This window comes from Blautia stercoris, assembly GCF_054657695.1.
In genome coordinates this window covers 28,278-54,042 of sequence record NZ_BAAHYF010000003.1, presented here as the reverse complement: position 1 = coordinate 54,042, position 25,765 = coordinate 28,278, and the positions used below count along the sequence as shown (strand labels likewise).

Annotated in this window: 22 protein-coding genes; all 22 read right to left on the bottom strand. The window is 39.1% G+C overall.

Going from position 1 to position 25,765, the window contains the following annotated elements; translation table 11 throughout:
* Positions 1–214: 214 nt before the first annotated feature.
* Positions 215–658: an RrF2 family transcriptional regulator gene (locus ACYQ2D_RS16255; protein ID WP_117456061.1), complete on the bottom strand. Its 444-nt coding sequence runs from the start codon at positions 656–658 to the stop codon at positions 215–217.
* A gap of 2 nt (positions 659–660) precedes the next feature.
* Positions 661–1,974, bottom strand: coding sequence for an O-acetylhomoserine aminocarboxypropyltransferase/cysteine synthase family protein (locus ACYQ2D_RS16250; protein WP_459786240.1), 1,314 nt, complete (start codon positions 1,972–1,974; stop codon positions 661–663).
* Between the two features lie 35 nt (positions 1,975–2,009).
* Positions 2,010–2,942: a cysteine synthase A gene (gene cysK, locus ACYQ2D_RS16245; protein ID WP_022303277.1), complete on the bottom strand. Its 933-nt coding sequence runs from the start codon at positions 2,940–2,942 to the stop codon at positions 2,010–2,012.
* 242 nt (positions 2,943–3,184) lie between these two features.
* Complete coding sequence (locus ACYQ2D_RS16240) at positions 3,185–4,354, bottom strand: alanyl-tRNA editing protein (RefSeq protein ID WP_459786238.1); 1,170 nt, start codon at positions 4,352–4,354, stop codon at positions 3,185–3,187.
* A gap of 14 nt (positions 4,355–4,368) precedes the next feature.
* Positions 4,369–5,661, bottom strand: coding sequence for a homoserine dehydrogenase (locus ACYQ2D_RS16235; protein WP_459786236.1), 1,293 nt, complete (start codon positions 5,659–5,661; stop codon positions 4,369–4,371).
* Entirely contained in the window at positions 5,658–6,500 is an 843-nt protein-coding gene (locus ACYQ2D_RS16230) for a PHP-associated domain-containing protein (protein WP_022303280.1), read from the bottom strand. The genes ACYQ2D_RS16235 and ACYQ2D_RS16230 overlap by 4 nt, the downstream gene beginning before the upstream one ends.
* 53 nt (positions 6,501–6,553) lie before the next feature.
* Positions 6,554–7,363, bottom strand: coding sequence for an SseB family protein (locus tag ACYQ2D_RS16225; protein ID WP_022303281.1), 810 nt, complete (start codon positions 7,361–7,363; stop codon positions 6,554–6,556).
* A gap of 147 nt (positions 7,364–7,510) precedes the next feature.
* Entirely contained in the window at positions 7,511–8,047 is a 537-nt protein-coding gene (locus ACYQ2D_RS16220; RefSeq protein ID WP_022303282.1) for a Fe-S-containing hydro-lyase, read from the bottom strand.
* 20 nt (positions 8,048–8,067) lie between these two features.
* Entirely contained in the window at positions 8,068–8,913 is an 846-nt protein-coding gene (locus ACYQ2D_RS16215) for a fumarate hydratase (protein WP_187558549.1), read from the bottom strand.
* 18 nt (positions 8,914–8,931) lie between these two features.
* On the bottom strand, positions 8,932–9,870 hold the full coding sequence (locus ACYQ2D_RS16210) for an alanine-tRNA synthetase second additional domain-containing protein (RefSeq protein ID WP_459786234.1): 939 nt from the start codon (positions 9,868–9,870) through the stop codon (positions 8,932–8,934).
* Between the two features lie 135 nt (positions 9,871–10,005).
* Positions 10,006–11,250, bottom strand: a complete 1,245-nt coding sequence (locus ACYQ2D_RS16205; RefSeq protein WP_022303285.1) for a methylaspartate ammonia-lyase — start codon at positions 11,248–11,250, stop codon at positions 10,006–10,008.
* Between the two features lie 109 nt (positions 11,251–11,359).
* Complete coding sequence (locus ACYQ2D_RS16200; protein WP_022303286.1) at positions 11,360–12,811, bottom strand: methylaspartate mutase subunit E; 1,452 nt, start codon at positions 12,809–12,811, stop codon at positions 11,360–11,362.
* Positions 12,795–14,183 (bottom strand): methylaspartate mutase accessory protein GlmL, encoded by a 1,389-nt coding sequence (gene glmL / locus ACYQ2D_RS16195; RefSeq protein ID WP_459786233.1) that lies wholly within the window; start codon positions 14,181–14,183, stop codon positions 12,795–12,797. The genes ACYQ2D_RS16200 and glmL overlap by 17 nt, the downstream gene beginning before the upstream one ends.
* Positions 14,184–14,202: 19 nt before the next feature.
* Entirely contained in the window at positions 14,203–14,637 is a 435-nt protein-coding gene (glmS, locus tag ACYQ2D_RS16190) for a methylaspartate mutase subunit S (RefSeq protein WP_022303288.1), read from the bottom strand.
* A 25-nt stretch (positions 14,638–14,662) separates the two neighbouring features.
* Positions 14,663–16,066, bottom strand: a complete 1,404-nt coding sequence (citF, locus tag ACYQ2D_RS16185; RefSeq protein WP_022303289.1) for a citrate lyase subunit alpha — start codon at positions 16,064–16,066, stop codon at positions 14,663–14,665.
* On the bottom strand, positions 16,059–16,937 hold the full coding sequence (locus ACYQ2D_RS16180) for an HpcH/HpaI aldolase/citrate lyase family protein (protein WP_117456074.1): 879 nt from the start codon (positions 16,935–16,937) through the stop codon (positions 16,059–16,061). The genes citF and ACYQ2D_RS16180 overlap by 8 nt, the downstream gene beginning before the upstream one ends.
* Positions 16,934–17,206, bottom strand: a complete 273-nt coding sequence (gene citD, locus ACYQ2D_RS16175) for a citrate lyase acyl carrier protein (RefSeq protein WP_117456076.1) — start codon at positions 17,204–17,206, stop codon at positions 16,934–16,936. The genes ACYQ2D_RS16180 and citD overlap by 4 nt, the downstream gene beginning before the upstream one ends.
* Before the next feature lie 65 nt (positions 17,207–17,271).
* Complete coding sequence (locus ACYQ2D_RS16170) at positions 17,272–17,904, bottom strand: cyclodeaminase/cyclohydrolase family protein (protein WP_022303292.1); 633 nt, start codon at positions 17,902–17,904, stop codon at positions 17,272–17,274.
* 28 nt (positions 17,905–17,932) lie between these two features.
* On the bottom strand, positions 17,933–18,892 hold the full coding sequence (gene ftcD, locus ACYQ2D_RS16165; protein ID WP_022303293.1) for a glutamate formimidoyltransferase: 960 nt from the start codon (positions 18,890–18,892) through the stop codon (positions 17,933–17,935).
* A 70-nt stretch (positions 18,893–18,962) separates the two neighbouring features.
* Positions 18,963–20,216, bottom strand: a complete 1,254-nt coding sequence (gene hutI / locus ACYQ2D_RS16160) for an imidazolonepropionase (RefSeq protein WP_022303294.1) — start codon at positions 20,214–20,216, stop codon at positions 18,963–18,965.
* An 18-nt stretch (positions 20,217–20,234) separates the two neighbouring features.
* Complete coding sequence (gene hutU, locus ACYQ2D_RS16155) at positions 20,235–22,280, bottom strand: urocanate hydratase (RefSeq protein ID WP_117456220.1); 2,046 nt, start codon at positions 22,278–22,280, stop codon at positions 20,235–20,237.
* Between the two features lie 490 nt (positions 22,281–22,770).
* Complete coding sequence (locus ACYQ2D_RS16150; RefSeq protein WP_459786232.1) at positions 22,771–25,743, bottom strand: ATP-binding protein; 2,973 nt, start codon at positions 25,741–25,743, stop codon at positions 22,771–22,773.
* Positions 25,744–25,765 lie beyond the last annotated feature (22 nt).

The following is a 25,765-nucleotide window of genomic DNA, read 5'->3' as shown; positions in this document are numbered from 1 at the left end:
TACTTGCTCATGAACGCAGTCGCTTCGCGATCTGTCAGTGGGAGCTTTCAATTCCCACTGACAGAAGCATCCCCCTCACCCGCCGCTTAGTGTTCTGCGCACTTGAAGCAGGGGAATGCTTATCTGCGTTCAAAGCAAGAAAGCGACACAAACTGCGAGATTTAGAAACAAAAACCGAAGAGTTCTCTTAAAAGAAAACTCTCCGGTGCTCTTTTTAAATATAATACATTTCCTGCCTGTCATAGTGCTCAGAATAATACAAGACCAGTTGTGAGATTGTCAGATTTTCCAGTATCTCATCCAGTTCATGATTCACTTTGTCAATCACAAGACGCTGAATCGTATCTGCAATTCCCACGTACTCACTGTTTGGCTGGGCTACCTGGTTATCTAAGTGATATGTTCCTTCCAAAACCTGTAAGACATCTGCCACTGTAACTTCAGCTGCACTTTTTGCCAACTGATAACCTCCCTGTGGACCTTTTACGCTCCGCACAACTCTGGCACTTCGAAAGGCAGCAAAAATCTGTTCTAAAAACTGTTGTGAAATTCCATTTCTCTTCGCAATACTTCCCAGAGAAACTGGTCCATTTTGGGAATTCACTGCCAAATCAATCAACGAAATTAAACCATATCTGGTCTTTTTAGAAAAGCTCATTCTTAGTCCTGTACAGCTTTGAATGCTTCATCCAAATCCTGGATAATATCGTCGATGTTTTCTGTACCAATGGATAAACGAATTGTATTTGGCTTAATTCCCTGGTCTAACAGTTCTTCTTCTGTGCACTGGCTGTGTGTTGTTGTTGCTGGATGGATAACCAGAGATTTTACGTCAGCAACGTTTGCCAGTAAGGAGAATAATTCCAGATTATCAATAAAGTCTTTTGCCTTTTGAGCATCTCCTTTAATTTCAAATGTAAAGATAGAACCACCGCCATTCGGGAAGTATTTTGCGTACAGTTCTTTCTGTGTTGCATCATCAGATACCGATGGATGATGTACTTTTTCTACCTGTGGATGATTATTTAAGTATTCTACTACTTTTAATGCATTTTCTACGTGACGTTCTACTCTAAGAGATAATGTTTCAAGTCCCTGAAGGAAAATAAATGAGTGGAACGGAGAAATTGTTGCCCCTGTATCACGAAGTAAGATTGCACGGATTTTTGTAACGAAAGCTGCCGGTCCTACTGCTTTTGTAAAGCTGATTCCATGATAACTTGGGTTTGGCTCTGTTAAAGATGAGAATTTTCCTGAACCTTCCCAGTCAAATTTACCACTGTCTACGATGACACCACCGATTGTTGTACCATGTCCACCGATAAATTTCGTAGCAGAATGTACAACGATATCTGCACCGTATTCGATTGGTCTTACAAGATATGGAGTTGCAAATGTATTATCTACAACAAGCGGAATTTTATGTTTGTGTGCAATATTTGCCAGAGCTTCAATGTCAACAACATCCGAGTTCGGGTTTCCAAGTGTTTCAATATAAATTGCTTTCGTGTTTTCCTGAATTGCAGCTTCTACTTCATCATAGTTAAAAATATCTACAAATGTTGTTGTTACACCGTACTGTGGCAGAGTATGCAGTAACAGGTTGAAAGAACCACCATAAATATTTTTTGCTGATACAATATGGTCACCATTCTGTGCAAGATTTTCAATTGTATATGTGATAGCAGCTGCTCCGGATGCGACTGCTAATGCTGCTACACCACCTTCCAGTGCTGCCATTCTCTGTTCAAATACATCTTCTGTCGGGTTTGTTAAACGTCCATAGATGTTACCTGCATCGGCAAGACCAAATCTTGCTGCTGCATGGTCGCAGTTGCGGAATACATAAGATGATGTCTGATAAATCGGAACTGCTCTTGCATCTGTCACTGGGTCTGGTTTTTCCTGACCTACGTGAAGCTGTAATGTTTCAAATTTGAATTTTCTATTTTCTCTTGTAATTTTTTCACTCATAGTTTAATATCCTCTTCTTCTCTTTTTTATTTAAATTATTCTGTGAACAGTGGTGTAGAGTAATATCTGTCTGCTGTATCCGGTAACAATGCTACGATTGTTTTTCCTTTATTCTCCGGACGCTGTGCCAGTTCAATTGCTGCGTGCAGTGCTGCACCGGAAGAAATTCCTACTAAAACTCCTTCTTTCTTAGCAAGCAGTTTTCCTGTCTTAAATGCATCGTCATTTTCAATTTTGATAATTTCATCATAGATATCAGTATTTAATACTTTTGGTACAAATCCTGCACCGATTCCCTGAATCTTATGAGGACCACCTTTTCCTTCTGAAAGGACTGGAGAGCTTGCCGGTTCAACTGCTACGATTTTCACATCCGGATTCTGAGATTTTAAGTATTCACCTGTTCCTGTCAGTGTTCCACCTGTACCGACACCTGCTACAAAGAAGTCCACTTTTCCGTCTGTATCTTTCCAGATTTCAGGACCGGTTGTTTCTCTGTGTGTTTTCGGATTTGCCGGGTTTACAAACTGTCCAGGAATGAAGCTGTTCGGAATTTCTTTTGCAAGCTCATCTGCTTTTGCGATTGCACCTTTCATACCCTGAGCGCCTTCTGTCAGTACCAGTTCTGCACCATAAGCTTTTAAGATGTTTCTTCTTTCAACACTCATGGTTTCCGGCATGGTTAAGATAATACGGTAACCTTTCGCTGCTGCGATTGCTGCAAGACCGATTCCGGTATTTCCTGATGTCGGCTCAATGATAACAGAACCTTCTTTTAATATTCCTTTTTCTTCAGCATCTTCAATCATTGCTTTTGCAATTCTGTCTTTTACACTTCCTGCCGGATTAAAATATTCCATTTTACCAAGAATGGTTGCTTCCAGACCTAATGCATTTTCAATGTTTACAAATTCTACAAGTGGCGTATTTCCAATTAATCCTAATGTTCCTTTATAAATGTTTGACATAACTCTTTCCGCCTTTCCATAACAATTCTTTTTATTTTTTTATCGCTAAGCTTAACTCCCTTTAACATACTCTTTTAATATGTTTTCTATGTTTTACATCATATACCTCTTTTTTTGATTTGTCAACACTTATCTTTCATTTTTTCATTAAAAACATAGTAAACTTATCAGAAAACTAAAAGAGTCTTTAAAAATCAGCTTTTTTTGCTGATTTTTAAAGACTCTCAACTTAGATTAACTTATTAAGACTGCGCTTTTAAAAATGCTTCGATTTCACTTTGTTTTGCTTTCACAGACCCCTGAACCATTGGAGGTTTTCCTCCACCCCTTCCATTTAAGGTCTGATTCATTTCTTTTGAAATATTCGTAATCTCTTTCTTTGAAGAACCAAGAATATAACGATACCCCTCCGCATCTGTCCCAATAAATGCTCCGCAGATTCCATCTGTTATTCTCATTACATCGTTGACAAAATTTCTTACTGCCACGGCATCTAATGTTTCTTCAAATAAGAGCACGCAGGTATCCTCCGGCTTTATCTCTTTTAATACTCCTTTTAAGTACTGTTCCTGCAAAATCCGAATTTTTTCTTTCTGTGCCTCCACTTCTTTTTGCAGACGATCCACTGCTTCCGCAATGGAATCCGGTTTTGCAGAAAGTTTTCTTGAAATTGTTACGACACTTGCTTCTTTTTGATTATAATCCAAAAGCGCACGGAAACCGCAGACCATCGAAACTCTCATTCCACCCTTGTATTTAATTGCACCGATTAATTTAATTAAGCCAATCTGACCGGTAGCATCTACGTGCGGTGCACAGCAGGCACAGCTGTCCCAGCCCGGAATCACTACGATACGAACCTGTCCTTCGATTTCTATTTTGCTTCTGTAAGTCATCGTTTCAAGTTCTTCTTTTGTCGGATACAACACTTGAATTTTTACATTATCGGCAACTGCCTGATTTGCTTCCCATTCTATCTCTTTTAAATCAGTTTCTGTAAGCATGCCGTCAAAATCCATCGTTACCTCTTCATTTCCAAGATGAAATCCTACATTGTTGTAGCCAAAACGACGGTTCACGATTCCAGATACAATATGCTCTCCGGTATGCTGCTGCATTTTTGAAAATCGTTCTTTATAATTTAATCTTCCTGTAACTTTGCTTCCCTGCTCAATTGCGTCTGTTACATAATGGGTTACAATCTCATTTTTTTCCTGTACATCAACGACTTTTACTTCTTTTTCTCCCACAAGAAGGACTCCTGTATCTGCATACTGACCGCCTCCTTCCGGAAAAAATGCTGTTTGATCCAGTATGACTTCAAACATACCGTCTTTTCCCTGCATACAACTTTCAACTGTTGCTGTAAATTCTTTGATACTGCTATCCTGATAAAATAATTTTTCTGTCATTTTACTAAAATCCTTTAGTCCCCGTATACACGAATTACTTTTGAAACTTTCTGCACAACACTCATGCCTTCAATAATCATCATGGCATCATTGAAGTTTCCTTCTTTTACTTTTGAAGTTACAACAACAAGTTCTGCTAATTCGCCCTCTTTGTTTTTCTGGATAACCTGAGCAATACTTACATTATTATTTCCAAATACACTTGCAATACTTGCGAGTGTACCGGCACAATCCGATACATGCATTCTTAAAAAGAAACGGCTTTCCATCTCATCTGCCTTTTTCAGAGAAAGCTGTTTATAGCAGGTGCAACCAATTCGTCCCGTACATTCAAATACAATATTTCTTGCTACATCAAAAACATCCCCTGCAATTGCACTGGCTGTCGGCAATTCGCCTGCTCCTCTTCCATAGAACATCGCATCACCTACGGCATCTCCGGTTAAAAAGACTGCATTAAAAGAATCATTTACTGTCGCAAGAGCATGTGTCTCCGGAATCAGCATTGGACGTACGCTGACTTCAATTCCGTTTTCTGTATTTCTTGCCACACCTAATAACTTAATCACACAGCCTAATTCTTTTGCATAACGGATATCTTTTGCGGAAATCTGTGTAATCCCCTCTGTAATAACATCGTCAAATGTGACTCTTGAATTAAATGCAATTGATGCCATAATTGCCATTTTTCTTCCGGCGTCTAATCCCTGAATATCTGCAGTCGGGTCAGCTTCTGCATAGCCAAGCTCGGTTGCAAGGGCAAGTGCCTGTGCAAACTCCATTCCCTCCTGAGTCATTTTCGTTAAGATAAAGTTTGTTGTACCATTTACGATTCCCATGATTTCCGTAATATGATTTGCAGCCAGACACTGCTTTAATGGACGGATAATCGGAATACCGCCTGCAACTGCGGCTTCAAATAAGAAATCACAGTTATGCTCTGCGGCACACTCCAATAATTCCTGTCCATGAGAAGCTACTAAATCCTTATTTGCAGTTACAACATGTTTTCCCGCATTTAATGCCTCTAAAATATAAGTTCTTGCCGGCTCGATTCCGCCCATAACTTCAATTACAATTTCAATGGATTCATCTTCTAAAATTGTTTTCCAGTCATTTGTCAGAATTTCCGGATTTTCTACCTTAGCAGATGCTTTCTTTAAGTTGCGCACCAGAATTTTCTCAACTTCTACAACTGCACCGATTTTATGCGGCATTTCCTCTTTCTGATTTCTTAAAACTTTATAAACTCCACTTCCTACTGTTCCAAGACCAAGCAGTGCTGCTTTTATTACTTTCTCGCTCACAATTTATCCTCTTTCTTTATCACTTTATTTGTTCTCTCTTTACGAATCGGATTTTGTACATGTTCTACAAATCCTTTTTTCATTTTTGTATTTCGCTGAAACGCTTTGCTTAAACCACCCAACTTATTATATACCCAGAAAGAATGTACTAAAACCGTATTTACCTTTCCGATTTTCTCTTTCGTCGTTCCGGTATAGTTTGTTCCGCCACATTCAAATTTTGTACCCTTCATGATTTCTGTGATTAAATCAGATTCACAAGTAATATCATCCGGTATTTCTGTATAGGCAAGTCCCACACAATCCTGTCTGTGCGCATCACTTCCACCTGTTCCGGTCAACCCATACTTATCTGCAATTTTCTGAGCTTTTCCATTTACTTCCTGTGATTCACATGCATTAAAAGTTTCCATGAAATCAAATTCCTTTAAAATCTCCGGATTTCTCTGATAAGCCTTTGCATTCATAAAACTCATATATTTTTCCCCACATGGATGCGCCGGTCCTAAGATTCCGCCATAATTATGCACAATCGGAATTAACATCTGAATCGGCATTCCACGAAGTTCCAAAAGCCGAAGCTTAATGGTCTCCGGCATAATAACAATAATGTGTCCTGCATCTAACGTATCATACTCAATTCCTTTTAATACCAGAAAATCTTCATGCTTTTTACCTTTAATAAATTTTTTCCAGTGCCGGTAACCACGATAAGAATCATGGTCTGTAACCAGCATTCCCCCAAATCCATTTTGTTTTAACAGGGTAATATACTCATCAATTGGAACTTTCCCATCGATAGAACCCTCTTTTGTGTGACAGTGCATGTCTATTTTCATAACAAACAACACCTCCTCCGATTTACCTACACAATCTCTTTTGTATCTCTCTCTTATTCTGCACTCATTCCAAAACGTGCCAGTAAATTATCAAAATGTTGAAGCTGAACAACCAGATTGAATCCATAAGGATTAATTACCATACCAAGTGCTTCCGGCATAATAATTTTTTTAATATTTTTAAAATCAATCATCATTGCACGATATTTGCCTTCACGATTTAATTTTGAAAATTCAACGGTATCAGTAAAAATCGGAAGCATAAATTTGTCTTCTTTACTTTTTAAATAGAACACCTTTAATGCTTCTTTTTTCTGTTCTTCTTCTGTTTTCCCTTCCTGAGGTTTTTCGACTGCAATCATAAATTTACTTTTTACCAGATTGGCAGCCATCTCTTCTTCCAGTTCTTTAATATTCTCTTTTTCTTCCATTGGAACTTCTCTTCTTAATTCCTGCATAAAATAAGTTCCTGTAATCTGCAGTGCCGGATTCTCAAGTGGTCTCTTATCCTCTGGAATTTTTTCTAATATTGGACGTTTGACAATCTCTGTCAGCTCAAATTCTGTTGTCTGTTCTTTTTCTACAAATACCACCGCATTGACGCCAAGCGTAAATAAACTGGTAAAAAATGGAAGATATCCTTTATTTTCGATTTTTGCCGGAATTAATTTATGTTTCTGCTCTATCATATAAGGCTTTGCAGCCTCTTTCATATCATCCTCGACTTCAAATATCCAAACCTGGTCATTAAAATTCTCCTTATCACAAACTACAAACGGGTTATGCGTTCCCGCATTGATAAGCAGATAGAACTGCTCCATTTTCTGCAGTTTCTGCAGGCTTTCGATTTTGCTTTTTTCCATGTCTTAAGTCTCCTGTTGTATTTTTCATTTATCCTCTTTCTTTTAGTATACACCTATAAAAGAATTTTGTCGTTATTTTTTTATAAATATAAATGAAAAAGAACCAAACAGACCATTTTCGTCCATTTGGTTCTCCTCTGTTCTTATTTATTTACATACTTCTTCGTAAAGATTTCTGCCCTTAGAATCAATTACTACGATAACCGGAAGATTTTCTACTTCAAGTTTACGGATTGCTTCTGTTCCAAGGTCATCATAAGCAATGACTTCTGCTTTTTTAATACATTTTGAAAGCAGAGCTCCTGCACCGCCAACTGCGGCAAAAAATACCGCACCATTTCTTACGATTGCATCCGTTACTTCTTTTTTACGTTTTCCTTTTCCAATCATTCCTGTTAAACCTAAATCTAATAAACGTGGTGCATATTTATCCATACGGCTTGCAGTTGTAGGACCTGCCGAACCAATTGGACGTCCTTCTCTTGCCGGTGTCGGTCCCATATAATAAATCACATTTCCTTCTAATTCAATTGGAAGTTTTTCTCCTCTGTCAAGTGCCTGGTCCATGCGAAGATGCGCTGCATCTCTTGCCGTATATACCGTTCCTGTAATATATACATAATCCCCTGCTTCTAAAGTTTTTACTTCTTCTCTGTCGAGAGGTGCTTTGATATGTCTATCCATAATTCTTCTATTCCTCCGTATTAGATTTCTCTTACAATATGACGGTTTACATGACAGCAGATATTAATTGCTACCGGAAGTCCTGCAATGTGAGTTGCATAAGTATTGATGTTGACTGCAAGTGCTGTTGTATCTCCACCAAGACCTGCCGGTCCAAGACCAATCTGATTGATTTTCTCAAGCAGTTCTTCTTCGAGTGCTTTTACGTGAGGAAGTTCAGAATGAACACCGATTTCTCTTGTCAGTGCTTTCTTTGCAAGAATTGCTGCTTTCTCAAATGTTCCACCAATTCCAACACCAACAACAACCGGAGGACAAGCGTTCGGACCTGCTTCTTTTACAGCACCGATAATTGCTTCTTTTACTCCTTCAATTCCATCTGCCGGTTTTAACATGATGATTTTACTCATGTTTTCACTTCCAAATCCTTTTGGAGCAACTGTAATTTCTACTTTGTCTCCAGGAACGAGTTCATAATGGATAATTGCAGGAGTATTATCTTTTGTATTTACACGCTCAAGAGGATCTCCCACTACCGATTTTCTTAAATATCCTTCTGTATAACCCTGTCGCACTCCTTCATTGACTGCATCTTCCACGCTTCCACCTTCAAAATGTACATCCTGTCCGATTTTTAAAAATACAACTGCCATTCCGGTATCCTGACAAATCGGAATCATATCTTTTCCTGCAATATCAAGATTTTCCAATAACTGACCTAAAATCTGTTTTGCAAGCGGTTTTGTTTCTTTTTCATATGCATTTTTCATTGCCTGTGCCATATCCGGTGCCAGATAGTGGTTTGCCTGAATGCACATTTCTTTTATGTTTGTTGTTAATGTCTCTACATTTACTGTACGCACGATTCTTTTCTCCTCTTTCTTTTACTTCAATTGATTTTTCACTTCAATACGGTTAAAATCTTTTAAACTTTCTCCCTGATGTTTGCCCATCAGACCAATCAACATATAATAACCGGTTCTTGGATCTACCGGATACTCTTTTACAAGTGTAAAATCTTCGATTTTGCCTGTACTGCTTACATGCATACGCGGTCCTAAACATTCTAATATCCAGTCTCCGATTTGTACATGCTTTTCATCATAATAAGAAACCGATAAATCTTTTGCCACTGCTTCTCTTACTTTCTCTTCCAGTTCATACAAATCTACATCCGGTTTTTCTTCAAATTCCAACACGAATCCATGACGAACATCCGATCTTGGTCCATCCTGTGCATACCCATCTCCCATAAAATGAACACATAAATCTTCCAACGTATGTGCCATTTTTCTGTATTTTACAGATTTATGTACAATGCCTGCTATATTTTCCGGTAATGGACCAAACATGCTTGGTCTGGTAATAATAATTTCTTCCCCAATTCCGACTAACAAGTCTGCATTTCTGTGAAGCAAAGGATAAATCAAATCAAAATGCTCCACAATCACCATTTTTCCATTGTTTGCTGCCTCTAAAATTGCCTCTGCCAGTTCATGCATCTGGGTAAATGCAGATTCAAACCGAATGTCCAGATGATAAGTGTGCGGTGCAAACGGGTCTGTTAAATCTTCTGATAAAAGCGGAAGCGGACGAATATTGACTCCCTCATCATCATTTGTCAAATCGATCCCAGGAAACATTCCTTTAATTAAAAGACTTTTTCCTGCTCCCGCATCCCCGATAATCCCAATAATATGATCAAACGGACTTAAATACATCTGGCTTAGCTGGATTCCTAAATCTGTCATTCTTCTACTGCCTCTTGGCGCAAAATAAAAACTGTACAGATTTCCTTCCTGCATTTGTTTTGAATATGCCATATCTTTTCCCTCTTAATAAAAATAGCCAGACCGCCCCAAAACAAACGCTTCAGGACAGTCTGGCATCTTTTTTTTCTTTAAGTCTCCACTACTTATTGCTTTTCACAATTGAAGCAGGGGACTTTCCTGATTCGATTAACTTCTTGCTTTACGAAGCGCAATAATTCTTTCCATTTCATTATAAACAATCATGTAACCTTCATCTACACCCATACCTGGTTTTGCAAGAATCTGGTCTGGCTGTGTTGCCATTGCGCAGTTTACACAAACCTGTGCAGAACGGTCTGTTTCATTACAAGTACCACCCTGGTAAGCTCCAAATCCTTTTTCTTTGCAGTAAAGAACTGCTTCTACGATATTATTGATTCCACCAAGGTCTGGTGTTTTAATCTGAGCCATATGACCTGCTTTATTGTCTGCGAAATATTTTACATCTTCTAATGTATTACACCATTCGTCGGCAACCAATTCTACATTAATGCCTCTCTTATCAACTTCTTCTCTTAAGCCTTTTAAGCAAAGCATCTGTTTTTCTCTTTCTTCTGCATCCATCGGTCCTTCAATTCTCAAATGGAAAGGTTTTGCAGCTTCTTCAAGCTCTGCAAGATAATCTGCCATAGCGGTAAAGTTATCTACTCCGAAGATTGCACCGATTGTTCCATATACGTCGATATGGAATACCGGCATATAACTTTCATCATGGCGAAGTTTTAATACACGATCTCTCAACCATTCTACATATTCTTTTAAGATTTCACCATGTTCGCCAAGTTTTGTCTTTACATTATTGATTAATGCATGAGGCATAACGGCTGCACCTTTTAAAATCATCTTATCAGAGTTATCATAACGGTTATCACCGGACTGTGTAAAGATTGGAATTGGTTTATCAGATACAGTTGTACCATATTCGTCTGCTACTACTTCGCACATCAGACGTTTTGTAGATTTTGCTACTGCATCAAGAATCGCCTGGCTGACACCATAACGGATTGCTGTGTGAAGTCTCTTTCCTTCTACCTGAAGGTTTTCTACCATTTCACAAAGTCCTTTAAAGCTGTCTGCTTCTTTTCCAACCAGTTCTGGTTTGATATATTTATCGATAATCGGAATGAAATCTTCTGCAAGGAAGAGAGGGTCTCTTCCGCCTGCTCCTGAATACTGAACGGCTGCACAATCACCCCACGCAATCTGTCCGTCTTCAAGGATTAACATAACAGAGATTGCTTCTCCTGCCTGTCTTACGGATTTAAATCCCGGTGTTACGGTTTCTCCAAAATAAGCCGCACCATCTGCTACTGCACCTTTTTTGATGGCTCTCTGGTCATCAAAGAAAAATCCTGTTCTTGCTTTTGAGCAAACTACATCCACAATTTTCATAATATTCTTCTCCTATTTTTTATGTAAAATTTGTTTTTTGATTTTTTCTTTGTCTTTATAGTCTCTTTGAGACTAATTTTGGTATTTCAATTTTGATATCTCATCTAACTTAATTTTTTGGTTTACCTACCAGACGTCCTTTACTGATTGCATAAACATCATCGATTGTCATCTGGAAAGAAGCTTTTCTCTTTTCCATTTTTGCTCTGTGTTCGATTTTGCCTCTGTTGAAATCAGCAAGTTCTCTTGGAAGTGGAACATTAGCTACATTTAAGTAACGAACTGCACCTTCAAAGTCACGAGCCGGAAGCATTTTTCCTGCATTGTATTTACTTGGAGCAAACGGAATATCAAGAACTCCGGCTTTTACTGCACGAACAGCACCAAGTGCCAAATCTCCCATTCCAAGTTCAAAGCATTTATCTACAATCGCACAAGTTTCCCCTTTAATGATTGCTTTTTCCAGTTCAAGAGCAGAACTCTTTAACTCCTGGTCAGCTAACAGAGAAATTGCCTGCTTAGTACAACGAAGACCCTGTGCATTTGCTTCCATTGTCGGAACACCCATTGCTTCATGCGGTGTTTTTACGATAACTTTTGTTGCTTTTGCAAGTGCTGCTACAGAACTTCCCCATGAAATAACACCAAATGCTTTTGCTTCATCCTGTGGGAATCCACCCATCCACTGATGAAGAACACTTGTTACAACAACATCTGAATATCCGTAACGGTCTAAGTACTCTTCTGTCAATTCTTCCAGTACACGAAGTGCTGCAACGTCCTGTACCAGGTTACCGCACTGACCATATCCAACGGTTACATTTCTTACACCCTGTTCTGCCGCAAGCAGCGCTTCGATAATCGCTACTGCATTTGACATGGACGGCGGAACTAATGTACCGGTTAATGGACCATAAGGCTCACGGTTAATCGAGATACCTGCTTCTTCATAGATACCGGTCAGACGGTCTACATACTGCCAGTCATAAATAGTTCTTTCAAGCGGAACATCTTTTGCATAAGGAATGTTGTAAGAAATACCGCCGCCTTCATAACTGGTAAATCCACCTGCATAGCAGATTTCAGTTAACAGTCTGGCATCTGGAGTACCATGACGAACCTGAACCGGAATATCAAGGTTTTCGATAATCGTACGGCAACCGGATACACCATGGTTGACTGCCGGAAAACCATTTAACATAGATTTCTGAGTACGAACAGATTCTTTAATTCCATCCTCAGCTTCTTTATAACGATTCTGTCTGGTATAAGAATCAATCGTTGTCGGAAGTAAATCTGCCTCTCCTTTATCCTGCAGATACTGAAGCAGTTTTACATGTTCATCAATTAAAGCGACTCCGGCTCTTGGCTGAATCAGAGTTCTTCTCTCTGCTTTTGCTTTTGCCAGTTTCTTTGAAAAGCTCTTGCTTTCTGGCATTGCTTTATGATAGGCAACAGATTCATCAAAGTCAACTTCTTTTCCTGTTGGCCACTGCTCTAAAATCTCTTTGCGGATTCCGTAAAATTCGTCATCCGACATTTTTTTATTTCTCAAGTCCATAATAAGCAATCTCCTTCTTCATAATCTCCAGCGCAGCAAGCGGATAATGCTGAGAAAGCAGTCCCATTGCTGCCAGAATATACTTTCTGTCTATCAGGATTTCAGCCTTTTCCGGTCTTAATGAACCAGGCTTGCTCTCATCAAACAGTGCATATTTTGCAACTTCTTCTGTATGTTTTGCATGAATTAACGCTCCACCTGTTGCAACCACGTATTTTACTCTTCTTAAGTCTTTTCCACTCTGTACATAAGTCAGACCACAAGGAGTAAAGACCTGCTCCAGCGAACCGGAGTGACGTTCTACTGCTGTTTCTACTGCTGCACAGGCAAGTGCATAATCCATTTTTTCCATTTCTTCATTATCCGGTATGTAATCTGTATGCTGTTCCAGCCAGCTTACCAGTTCAACTACACGATTTTTATTGATACCGGAAATTTTACTCAGTCTGCGCTCTCCGACAGCTTCTAAAATACCCTTTACACTGTAACGCATTCCGATATCGCTTTCCACCGTTCGTTTGGTATAAGGTTCCGGAAGCCCTTTTATTACAGTGGAAGCATTTGCCGGATTTCCATCTGCTACAGAATAGACATCTGTGGTCGCACCACCCAGGTCTACACCAACTAATTCCCCTATTCCCGGAACTTCTTCCCATCCATCGGATAACAGCTCCATTGCAACAAGCATTGCGGATGGTGTCGGCATGATAATTCCGGAAACCAAATCCATTGCTTTTGTAAGCCCTTTGCCCTGCACAATCCGATTCAGAAAAATTTCACGTATCTGTTTCTGCGTCGGCTCTATATTAATTTCTCCCAGTTTTGGCATTACGTTTTCGCAAATATAGACAGTACGTCCTTCTAAAATCTCTTCGCACTCATCTGCTGCGTTTCTGTTCCCTGCAAGCACAATCGGACAATCATAGCTTAATCCTGCAAGCATTTTTGCATTGTATAAAATGCACTCGGAGTTTCCTCCGTCTGTTCCTCCCGATAACAAAATAATATCCGGATGATAATCTTCTATTTCTTTTAAATCTCCTTTTGTAAGTTCAAAAGAATACGTTTTCCATACTTTTGCTCCGGCTCCAAGAGATGCTTCCCTTGATGCCTGAGCAGTCAGCTCTGGCACAAGACCAATTGAAACCATTTTTAATCCGCCGGCTGCGCTTGAGCAGGCATATTTTTCTTCAAATTCAAGGTGTCCCGTGGTCTGTTCCAGAATCTTGATTGCATTTTCAAGACCTTCGTTAATATCGGTCTCTACGGTTGTGTAAGCTGCTGCTGTTCCAAGAATCTCGCATGCTTCTACATCAACCGCTGTTACTTTTGTATTTGTACTTCCAAAATCCACCAACAAAATCGGTTTCATTTTTTTCACCACCCCGATGTTATGCTAATACCGCTTCCGGTTTTTCTACTTTTAAATCCTCGTATAAAGCAGCTACTGTTGTTTCCGGTGCTGTACCAGGTCCAAATACACGGTCAAAGCCCATTGCTTTGAAACGTTTTTCCACTTCATCAAATGGCTGTTTTCCAACTACAATATTTCCGCCTACATATAAAAGAATATCTTTTAATCCGGATTCATCGCATTTATCACGGAGTCCACGGCAATCTAATTCGCCATGACCGTAAAGAGATGAAACTAAAATTGCATCCGCATTTGTTTCAATTGCTGCTGCAATATATTCTTCCTGAGAAACCATAACACCCAGGTTTACGACTTCAAATCCTGCTTCTTCAAACGCATGCTGTAAAATGCTGATTCCGACAGCGTGTACATCTGCGCCGATTACGCCGATTACTAATTTCTTCTTATCCATTGTAAAACCGCTCCCTTCCGGTTATTTATAATGTATTTTTTATTGTATCTAACAGTGTTCCGTCTCTATATAATACGTTTGCTACTACCCTGTTGCCTAATTCTACCTTCTTCGGAACACCGGTAATTTTCTCTGCAATTTCTTTTAACTCGGTAATTTCTTTAACCGGAAGACCGGCTTTGATTAATTTTTCTTTTAATTCTTTCCGTTTTGGATTGACTGCAATTCCTCTCTGCGTTACAATTACATCTATGGTATCACCCGGTGTAGATTTGCATAACACCTGGTCTACGATAAGAGGAAGTCTTGCACGAATCAGCGGTGCTACAACAATGGCTAGTTTTGCACCTGCTGCTGTATCGCAATGTCCACCGGAACCTCCCATAATGTTTCCGTTGGAATCAGTGTGTACATTTACATTAAAATCAGTGTCAACCTGGGTGGCTCCCAGAATGACTACATCAAGACTGTCCACTGCAGCACTTTTTGCTGCCGGAGATGCGTAACGCATGGCTGAAATCTCCTGATGTTTTGGATTTTCACGGATTGATTCAATGGCTTTTAAATCAAAACACTGTACATCCAGAATTGTATCAAAATAACCTTTGTTTGCCATATCTACTAAATACCCGGTGATACCGCCCATACAGAAACTACCTTTGATATGGTCTTTTTCCATCATTTCTTCCACATATTTTGCAACTGCCAGTGAGGCTCCACCAGCACCTGTCTGGAAAGAAAATCCATCTTTTAAATATCCGGAATTTTTTACTACCTTTGCTGCAAGTGCTGCAATTCTAAGCCCAACTGGGTCTCTTGTAATTTTTGTTGTTCCGGAAACAATCTTTGTTGGGTCCCCTATCTGTTCTACTTCTACCACATAATCTACATAACCTTCTGCGATGGAAGTATCTTTTAATGGATAAGGTACCAAATTATCTGTCAGTACGACAACCTTATCTGCATGCATTGCATCTGAAAACGCATATCCCATAGAACCACAGGCTGATGGTCCATATTTTCCGCTGCAGTTACCCATATTATCTGCACACGGTGCTGCTAAAAATGCAATGTCAATTTTAGAAGAACCATTTTCCATATCTCCGGCTCTGCCTCCGTGGCTTCGGAAGATAACCGGCTTTTCCAAGATGCCCTGCGAAATGGCTTTTCCGACTTCGGCACCCATATAATTACACTCAAGTCCTGTAACTACTCCATTTTTAATATGTTCAATAATTGGTTTATGTACATCGAAGATGGAACTTGCATTGACTGTTAAGTCTTTGATTCCCATACTGGCTGCTTCTTCGAGTACCATATTTAACACATAGTCTCCATTTCTCATGTGATGATGAAAGGAGATTGTCATTCCGTCCTTTAAGCCAGTTTTTTCAATTGCTTCTCTTACGGACGCTAATAATTTACTCATCAAACGCACCTCCGTAAATTGCTTTTTCCATTTCAAGTACCTGGGAAGCACGTTTTACAATCGGTGCATCAATCATTTTTCCTCTAAGAGAAATAACTCCTTTTCCCTGTCTCTTTCCTTCTTCAATCGCATCCATGACATCATGTGCATAAGCGATTTCTTCTTCTGTAGGAGAGAATACTTCATTAACAATATCAACATGTCGCGGAGAAATGACTGCTTTTCCTGCAAATCCCAGACTCTTGGCAAATTCAGTATCTTTTCTAAGCCCTTCCATATCCTCTACATCGGTAAACGGTGTATCGTAGGCTTCAATTCCACAAGCTCTTGCTGCAAGCACCAATCTTGTTCTTGCATAAAAGATTTCCTGTCCTTCTTTTGTTCGCTTACAATGCATGTCAGCCGTAAAATCTTCTCCTCCTAAGAAGATTCCAATGACTCTTTTATCTGCGGAAGCGATTTCAAAAGATTTTTCCACACCAAGTGCTGTCTCGATTAACGGAAGAATTTTTACAGTTCCCTCTTCTATTCCCGCTTTCTTCTCTACCTCTGCCATGTATGCGGAAACTTCCTGAATCATCTCGGCTCCGCTTACTTTTGTCGGCATAATAACATCTGGTTTTAAAGGAATGATGGCCTCCAAATCCTCTTTCCAGAATTTTGTATCCGTCGGATTGATACGTACAACTGTCTCGCAGGCATCAAATGACTGATACTTTAATGTATTTCTGACAAGAACTCTGGCTGCATCTTTTTCATCCGGAGATACTGCATCTTCCAAATCGAAAATGATGGTGTCAGCTCCTAATGTATCACCATTAATCAGCATGTTTGGTGTATTGCCTGGTAAAAATAACATGGTTCGTCTCATGATTCTAAAACTCCCCCTCTTTTTAATGCTGTCTCCATTCGTGCTCGAATAACGCAATCGAGTGCACCTTTATCTTTGATATAAATTTTTCCTGTAGATATCTCAAATTCATTTAGTGTATCTACCACAGCTCCCCGAATAGAATCCAGATGCTGATTGGCTACAACAGAGTCAATTTCCAGAGTCAGTTCTTTGTCATCTGGTTCAATCTGAATAAACAAATCACTGGATTCCAGGGTTCCTGCTACTGCATTTTTTAAAATTTTCACAGGCTGTCACCTCTTGTCTTTCCCTCTTTTTTATCTATCTTAAAGCTTAATTTTTTATTTTGTGATTATTCTACAACACTTTTTGAAACGCCGGCCTTGGCCAGAATTTTCTGTTCGTGTTCAATTGCTTTTTTCTCAAGCACTTCTACTTCTTTTGTTGTTTCCGCCACAAATGCTTCATCTTTGATGGATTCCAGATTAATTTTTACATTAAACAGTGCTCCAAGAACTGCGGTTCTTGCCATCATAGTTGCTACTAAAGCATCTGTTACTGCTGTTTTATTTCCTTTTGTTACCATTACTTCTGCATAAGGCATAATCTCATAAGCGCGTTTTGCAACTGATAACGGTACTGCAACGGCTGCTTTTAAGCCATTCTGCATTGCTTCCTGACGAGCTGCCTTTTCTTCCTCTGTTTCTTTTGGCAGTGTCAGTGCCTGCATATATAAATCAAAAGATTCACTGTCTCTTTTGATGTCATCTAAAAGATGTTCACAGATTGCATGCATCGGTTCGATGGCAGCTTTCATTTCTTCTTCTACTTCTGCATATTTTTTCTTGCCAATGGTAAGACCTGCTACCATTTCAGTTAATGCTGCTGCTAATGAACCAGCGAGGGCGGAAATACTTCCGCCCCCAGGTACAGGTTCATTTGAGGCAGTCTGCATGGCAAATTCTTGAACGGTCATATTTTTCATGTCAATACCTCTTTCGTTTTACTCTTAATTATAAACGTGTTTCCAGAACCTGGTCAGTTGTGAATTTCGTTTCAAATCCGCAGTTGCTTTCTTCCAAATTGTTCAGTCCCAGATAGTATGCTGCACAGTCTACCAGTGCCTGAAGAGGAACGAGTCCAATAATCTCGCTTCCCATTACATTTACACCGTAGCGTCTTGCTTCCATACGAACAGTTTCAAACACTGTATAAATAGAAGTTTTTGTATAGTTTGTAAGATTCATGGATACCTGAGCAACATTTTTGCTTGGGTCTTCTTTGTTCTCTAACAGAACGCCCATAGCTTTACAATATTTGAATCCACCTTTGATATTACGAATCTTATCAGCGATCTTCTGTGCAATTTCAACACTTGATGTGCTTAAATTGATGTTGTATGCGATAAGCGGCATTCTTGCTCCGATTACAGTTGCACCACCGGTTGGGTGAATGGTGCTTGGTCCGATATCCGGAGTCCATGTTTCTGGATCAGCTGCAATTTTTTCTGCCATTCCTTCAAACTGTCCTTTACGGATTGTTGCAAGGTTTGCACTGTGTTTTAAACCTTTTGCAGAATCTTCATATAAGAAGAACGGCTGACCGAATTTTTCTGCTGCTTCTGTAGCAACTTCTTTTGCAAGTGCATCTGCTTCTTCTACTGTTGTTCCACGGATTGGAATGAAAGGAACTACGTCTACACAGCCCATACGAGGATGCTGTCCTACATGTTTTGTCATGTCGATTAATTTTACTGCTGTTCCGATTGCTGTTACCATTACTTCTTTTAACGGCTCTGGCTCTCCGATTACTGTTACAACACTTCTGTTATGGTCTGCATCAGAAGAATAATCAAGAAGTTTTACTCCCTCTACATCACGGAAGCAATCGATAATTGCGTCAAATGTTTTTTTGTCCTTTGCCTCACTAACGCTGAAATTTGGTACACATTCAATGATTTTTTCCATTGCCATAGTTCTCTTTTCTCCTTTATAATTATGTAAATATTTAAAAGTTGCCGTTTTTTAAAACACACACTTATTTTTATTTCCATTCTTTGTGATATACAGTCTCGCCCGCTTTGATTACAGTCTCAACCAGGTTAATTGCTGTGTGATATGGCATATAATGAATGGATGGGAATTTCAGGAATATGATATCTGCCTGTTTTCCCACTTCGAGGCTTCCGATTTTATCGGCTCTGTCCACTGCTGCCGCACCATTAATGGTAAGAGCAGTAATGACTTCCTCGATTGACATGTTCATATAAATACATCCAAGTGCCACCATAAGTGGAATGGAATTTGAAAAACAACTTCCCGGATTCAAGTCAGAAGCCAGTGCCACTGCACAGCCTTCATCAATCATTTTTCTTGCCGGTGCATATTCTTCTTTTAAACCAAATGCGGTTAACGGAAGAATGGTACTGATGACTCCTGCATCCCTCATCTGACGGATTCCTTCATCTGATGCTTTTAATAAATGGTCTGCCGAAACTGCTCCAACTCTTGCAGCCAGTTCAGAACCGCCAAGCTGGTAAATCTCATCTGCATGAATTTTCAGCTTGAATCCCATTTCTTTTGCTTTTGTCATATAGTACTCGGAATCTTCTACAGAAAATACATTTTTCTCGGTAAAGATATCCGCAAATTCTGCAAGACCTTCCTCTTTTACAATCGGCATGACATGATTTAACTGTTCATCCAAAAATTCTTTCTCTTTGCCTTTCCATTCTGGCAGAACACTGTGAGGTCCTAAGAATGTGGAAACAATATCAACCGGATGTTTTTCATTTAGGTTTTTCATTGCGCGCAGCATTTTTAATTCTGTCTCGCAGTCCATACCGTATCCGCTCTTTCCTTCTACGGTAGTCACACCAAATTCCAGCATACGGTTTAAGCGTTCTTCACCTGTTTCCATCAGTTCCTCTAAGGAGGCTTCTCTTGTTGGAACTACGGTGGCATTAATGCCACCGCCGCGTTCCATGATAGACATGTAACTGTCGCCTTTCAGTCTCCAGGAAAATTCATCTGCTCGATATCCGCCAAAGATAAAGTGTGTATGGGAATCTACGAAACCCGGCATTACAGTTTTGCCTGTCGCATCGATTACTTCATACTCATCATTTATCTGTTTGTCTAATTCTTCTGTTGTACCGACTGCCACAATTTTATCATCGTGAATGATTACGGCTCCATCTTTAATCAGACCAATATCTGACATTTCTTTTCCATGTTTCGGTGCACTACCTTTACAGGTAACCAACTCAGATGCATGACGTATATAGCGTTTTTTCATGTCTGTTATCTCCTAATTTTAGTGATGTGTATGGTGATGTGGTTCTACCACTACATCTTTGCATACTCTTTCAATTAATTCGTCGCTTGCAAGGTAAGGCATTGTAACATAATCCTGACCTTCTCTGATTCTGTTGTATTCTGCTACAGTTTCGATAGAGTGTTCGCATCTGCCCCAGCTTCTTCTTGATACACCAATCATAGTATCCCACGGAATAGCCGCTTTTAAGATTTCGTCTACTCTTTCGCTTCCGTCAAGTACCATACCGAATCCACCGTTGATGGATTTACTGATACCAACACCACCGCCGTTGTGAAGAGCTACAAGACTCATTCCACGTGCAGCGTTTCCTGCGTAGCAATGTACAGCCATATCTGCTGTAATATTAGAACCATCGTAAATGTTAGATGTTTCTCTGTATGGTGAATCTGTACCGCCTGTATCATGATGGTCACGTCCAAGCATTACCGGTCCGATTTCTCCATTTCTTACCATTTCATTGAATTTCAGAGCAATATCTCTTCTTCCAAGAGCATCCTGATATAAAATACGGCACTGAGTACCAACTACCAGTTTGTTCTTTTCCGCATCACGAATCCAAATCCAGTTATCTCTATCCTGGCTTCTTCTTTCCGGATTAATGATTTCCATTGCAGCGTGGTCTGTTTTTCTTAAATCTTCCGGTTTTCCGGATAAGCAGCACCATCTGAATGGGCCATATCCATAATCAAACAGTTCTGGTCCAAGAATATCTTCTACATAAGATGGGAAAATGAATCCTTCGCTTGTATCTTCACCATTCTTTGCGATATCTTTTGCGCCTGCATCAAATACAGCTCTCATGAAGGAGTTACCGTAATCGAAGAAGTAAGCTCCTCTTTCTACGAGTGTTTTGATTAAGTGATAATGTTTTACTAATGTCTGATCTACTAATTCACAGAATTTATCTTTATCATTTGCAAGCATTTCTGTACGTTCTTCGAATGTCAGACCCTGTGGGCAGTAACCTCCGTCGTATGGCACATGGCAGCTTGTCTGGTCAGATAACAGTTCAATCTTGATATTGTTATCAACTGCATACTGCAGTAAGTCTACGATATTTCCATGGTAAGCAATGGATACTGTTTCTTTCTTATCCATGTATTCCTGTGCAACTTTGAATGCTTCTGCTGCATCTTCAATTACAAGGCTTACCCATCCCTGGCTGTGACGTGTTTCAATTCTGGAAGCATCTACTTCTGCGATGATACCAACACCACCGGCGATTTCGATTGCTTTTGGCTGAGCTCCACTCATTCCGCCAAGACCACTTGTTACAAACAGATGTCCGGCAAGGTCACCATCCTGAGGTACTCCGAGGAATTTTCTACCTGCATTTAAGATTGTGTTGAATGTACCATGTACAATACCCTGAGGTCCGATGTACATCCATCCACCGGCTGTCATCTGTCCGTAGGAAGAGCATCCCATTGCTGTTGCTTTTGCCCAGTCTTCCGGATTATCGAACATACCAACCATCAGACCGTTTGTTACGATAACTCTTGGGCTTGTTTTATGAGATTTGAAAAGACCCATTGGATGACCACTCATCATTACCAGAGTATGTTCATCTGTCAGTTCTTCCAGATATTTTTTAATTAACTGATACTGCATCCAGTTCTGGCAAACCTGTCCTGTTTCTCCATAAGTTACTAATTCGTAAGGATATAAAGCAACTTCATGGTCAAGGTTGTTATCAATCATAACCTGGAATGCTTTACCTTCTACGCATTTTCCTTTATATTCATCGATTGGTTTTCCGTAAATTCTTTCCTTTGGCATGAAACGATATCCATAGATACGACCTCTTGTCAGAAGTTCGTCTAAGAATTCAGGAGCAAGCTGCTCGTGCAGTTCTTCCGGTACATATCTCAAAGCATTGGCAACCGCCAGTTTGATTTCACGTTTGTTCAGAGTAAGTTCTCTCATTGGAGCTCTTCTTACGCCTTCTTTGAAGGTCGGATACTCCGGCAGAACCGGGTCCAGTTTGATTACCATTGCTTTTCCGATTTCAGCATTATTCATCATTTCACATCTTCTCCTTTTTTGTTATTTTTATTTGTTTTTGATTTGACTTAATTTTACCATTTCAAAGTCTAAAAAACGTCTATTTATTAAAGATTTTTTCAAAAAAATCTTGCTATCCGGTAATAAAATCGTCAACAATTCACAATAGCAGGAGTTTTTATCGTCTTCTTCTATAAAATTTGTCAAATTTCCACATAAAGCGTAAAGAATCATTGAACACATACAAAAAGACCGCCCCAAGGACGGCCTCTTTGCAAGGAATGATATCTATGACTAGATATGGTGTGGCATGCTTCCATCCCTGAAATCAAAAATTTCAGGGATGAAAGCTTCGTGCTCAAGAATACTTTCGTGCTCAGCATCCATGAACAACTCCCGTCTACCCAACGGCTTTCACTTTTTACGAACAATGGAATATTCGTATCTTTACTGTGATTATACTCTAACATAAGAGTAGTCAAAAAAACGCAAAAAAATTCGTATATTTTTAAATTTTTTCTAATTCATATACACTTTTTAATGATTTTAAATAATATTCTGCTTCTTTTCGATATTCCTCTGCTTCTTTTGTCAAAAGTTTTTTTAATTTTTCTGAATATTTCTTTTTTAACTCCCATTCATGCAAGGCGAAAAGCCCCTTTGCATAAGGGGAATCCAGCTGATTGGCACTTTTCTTTGCCTGCATCAGATAAAGCGAAGCTTTTTCAAATTCTCCCTTTTTCGCTTCAATCAACGCCAGAGCTCCCTTCGTGATCGAACGTCCAATCAGCATAAAAGATTCTTCGTACAATAAATCTGCCTGATAAAAAACGAGTTCACCTTTCTCTACTTCTCCAAGTTCCTGATAAACCCTGGCAAGATTGCAGTAAACAGCCGGTGTACACGGAATATGATTCTTCCGGCAGACTGCAATTGCCTGTTCATAATACGCTTCCGCTTCTTTAAAATGTTTTTGTTTTCTCTGAATTTCCCCCATGTAATTATAACATCCGGAAATGTTTGACGCATAAATCCGTTCTTTTAATGGAACTCTTTTAAAATATTCCAAAGCTTCTTCCAGTTTTTCTTCTGCCTCTTTAAATTTTCCAATCATGCCATAATAACTTCCATACAATCTGCAGGTAATTGCATATTCTTCCTGATATCCCTGTTTTTGTGCCAGTTTGAGACTTTCTTCTAAAAGTTCTTCTAAATTTTCTGTTTCCCAGATATTCAGACGATAATAAATCAGAAATCGTAAACAATGGATTTTTTCCTTTGCATCCTCTCCAATACATCCAATGGATTTTAATGCTTTTTCAATACATTCTATTCCTCGTCTGTAATATCCCTGCGGAATACAATACTGCGCCTGCGTTTCCATTAAAATCACATGAAAACGAATATATTTTTCCTGCTGCCCACTCTCTTCGTAGATATCTTTTAATTCTTCTTCCAGCTGGTCACAATATTCTAATACGGATTCTTCTCTCTCCTGTTTTATTCCAGACATAAGCGGTGCAACTGGATAATGCTCATACGATTTATAGGCATAATTTTGCAGAGCAAGAATTTTATATTCTAAAGTTTTTTCTTTATTTCCTGCAAGACAATAGTGATAAATTAAACGTTCAAAACGACTTGAATCATAAATCGGACTTTTTGCAATATATTCTGCAAGTTTACTGTGAAACACTCTACGTCTTGATGGGGACATCTGAATATGTACATAACGCTGAGTACTTTCATGAATAAAATAAAAACGAACCGATTCTTTTTCCTGTTTTTCGTAAATAAAATGTTCTTCTTTTAACCTTTCAATTGCTTCTAAAATTTCCAGTTCATCCTGCCTTAAAATTGCAACAAGTGCCTCCATATCAGACCATGCCTGACAGGATGCAATCAGCTCTAACACCTTCCTGGTTTTATGTGGAAGCGAATCCAGACGCATCTTCCAAACCTGAGCCATCGGCACAACCTCGTCTTCTTTTAAATCCATACCCTTATAATAATCCAATAATGTATGAATTAAAAATGGATTTCCATTTGTCTCTTCGTAAATACTGTTTACGAATTTTTCTGTTACATTCTTTCTTCCAAGACGTTCTGCTAACATCTGTTCTACATTTTTTCGGCTGAAAGGCGAAACAAAAATTTTTGTAATCTGCTTTTCCTTTACAAGCACCGACAGACTCTTCTTTAATCTATCTTCCCAGTTTACCGGACAAGTACCCAGAATAAACAGATTTTTATTTCGAGAACGAATCAGCAAAGATAAAAAATCCAGACTTGATGCATCCATATTTTGAATATTATCTAAAAACAGGACAACCGGTATCTGTCTTCCAAGTTCTTCAAATAATTTTAAAATCAAATTTCTCGCTGTACGGTAACTATAGGAAATTTCGACATCTTCAAACGGAACAATTTCTTCTTTTCTTGAAAAAAGTGGAAACAGCTGGTCTGCCGCTCTTAAATATTCTGTCGGCAGTGTCATATTTTTCTCTTTCAAATAAGTATTTAATTCCATCATCAACGTATTCCACGCCTGAAGTGTCATATTTTTTTCTGTTGCCAGACAGGAGGTACGCATAATCAATACCGATTCTTCCTGAATTTCTTTCAAAAAACTCTCCGCCAGATAAGTTTTTCCAATTCCACTCTCACCTGCTAAGAATACCGTCTCTTCTTCCCCTGCTAAAAATTTACGGTAAATTCCACGAAGCAGACATCGCTCCCTCTCTCGTCCATCGCCTTGTGTCTCATCTTCCTTATGCTCGCTTTCACTGACCCAGTTTTCCATCAGCTCATTATAAAATTCCTGAATTTCTTTTCCGGGAAGAATTCCAAATTCTGTATGAAGTTTTTCCGACAGTTGTTGATAAATTCGGATTCCTTTATAATACAAACCTTCTTTTGCATAGATTTGCATCATCATCATATAAATCCTCTCATCAATTGGCTCTGCTGTTGTATACCGTTCAAATAATTTTTCCCTTTTTTTCAGGGAAAGATGTTCAACATTCTGCATCTTTTCGTAAAGGCGGTTTAAATAAATCTCTTTTAATTTTCCCCTTTTGAAATTCATCCAATTTTCAAATGCACCCGCATTTTTCAAATAAAAATTTTGCAGAAAATCTGCTTTATAGACTTCCGTTCTGTCTTTCTCATTTTCCTCTAAAAAACGGTCATAATCACTTTCAATTTCCAGTTCTTGATTTAATTCCAGATTTTGTCTGGTAGGTGATGTAATCAGCTCTTCTCCGAACACTTTACGAATCGTATAAAGCGCATGACGTACGTTTTTTCTTGCCGAACTTTCATCACAGTCCTCCCATAAAAGCGTTGCAATCTGGTCTCTTGTCGCCGATTTTTCCACTGCCATATAATACAACAAAGCTTCTACTTTTTTATATGGAAACATCATCTCCTGTTTATTTACCAGCACTTTCGGATTTTGAAGTACCAGTATCTCTATCATAATTTTTTCCTTTCTTATATTA

Excerpts from the sequence above, each read along its gene's own strand:
- ACYQ2D_RS16255 (WP_117456061.1), bottom strand. The coding sequence starts at position 658 with ATGAGCTTTTCTAAAAAGACCAGATATGGTTTAATTTCGTTGATTGAT.
- ACYQ2D_RS16250 (WP_459786240.1), bottom strand. The coding sequence starts at position 1,974 with ATGAGTGAAAAAATTACAAGAGAAAATAGAAAATTCAAATTTGAAACA.
- cysK (WP_022303277.1), bottom strand. The coding sequence starts at position 2,942 with ATGTCAAACATTTATAAAGGAACATTAGGATTAATTGGAAATACGCCA.
- ACYQ2D_RS16240 (WP_459786238.1), bottom strand. The coding sequence starts at position 4,354 with ATGACAGAAAAATTATTTTATCAGGATAGCAGTATCAAAGAATTTACA.
- ACYQ2D_RS16230 (WP_022303280.1), bottom strand. The coding sequence starts at position 6,500 with ATGAAAATAGACATGCACTGTCACACAAAAGAGGGTTCTATCGATGGG.
- ACYQ2D_RS16225 (WP_022303281.1), bottom strand. The coding sequence starts at position 7,363 with ATGGAAAAAAGCAAAATCGAAAGCCTGCAGAAACTGCAGAAAATGGAG.
- ACYQ2D_RS16220 (WP_022303282.1), bottom strand. The coding sequence starts at position 8,047 with ATGGATAGACATATCAAAGCACCTCTCGACAGAGAAGAAGTAAAAACT.
- ACYQ2D_RS16210 (WP_459786234.1), bottom strand. The coding sequence starts at position 9,870 with ATGGCATATTCAAAACAAATGCAGGAAGGAAATCTGTACAGTTTTTAT.
- ACYQ2D_RS16205 (WP_022303285.1), bottom strand. The coding sequence starts at position 11,250 with ATGAAAATTGTGGATGTAGTTTGCTCAAAAGCAAGAACAGGATTTTTC.
- ACYQ2D_RS16200 (WP_022303286.1), bottom strand. The coding sequence starts at position 12,811 with ATGGACTTGAGAAATAAAAAAATGTCGGATGACGAATTTTACGGAATC.
- glmL (WP_459786233.1), bottom strand. The coding sequence starts at position 14,183 with ATGAAACCGATTTTGTTGGTGGATTTTGGAAGTACAAATACAAAAGTA.
- glmS (WP_022303288.1), bottom strand. The coding sequence starts at position 14,637 with ATGGATAAGAAGAAATTAGTAATCGGCGTAATCGGCGCAGATGTACAC.
- citF (WP_022303289.1), bottom strand. The coding sequence starts at position 16,066 with ATGAGTAAATTATTAGCGTCCGTAAGAGAAGCAATTGAAAAAACTGGC.
- ACYQ2D_RS16180 (WP_117456074.1), bottom strand. The coding sequence starts at position 16,937 with ATGAGACGAACCATGTTATTTTTACCAGGCAATACACCAAACATGCTG.
- ACYQ2D_RS16170 (WP_022303292.1), bottom strand. The coding sequence starts at position 17,904 with ATGAAAAATATGACCGTTCAAGAATTTGCCATGCAGACTGCCTCAAAT.
- ftcD (WP_022303293.1), bottom strand. The coding sequence starts at position 18,892 with ATGGCAATGGAAAAAATCATTGAATGTGTACCAAATTTCAGCGTTAGT.
- hutI (WP_022303294.1), bottom strand. The coding sequence starts at position 20,216 with ATGAAAAAACGCTATATACGTCATGCATCTGAGTTGGTTACCTGTAAA.
- hutU (WP_117456220.1), bottom strand. The coding sequence starts at position 22,280 with ATGAATAATGCTGAAATCGGAAAAGCAATGGTAATCAAACTGGACCCG.
- ACYQ2D_RS16150 (WP_459786232.1), bottom strand. The coding sequence starts at position 25,743 with ATGATAGAGATACTGGTACTTCAAAATCCGAAAGTGCTGGTAAATAAA.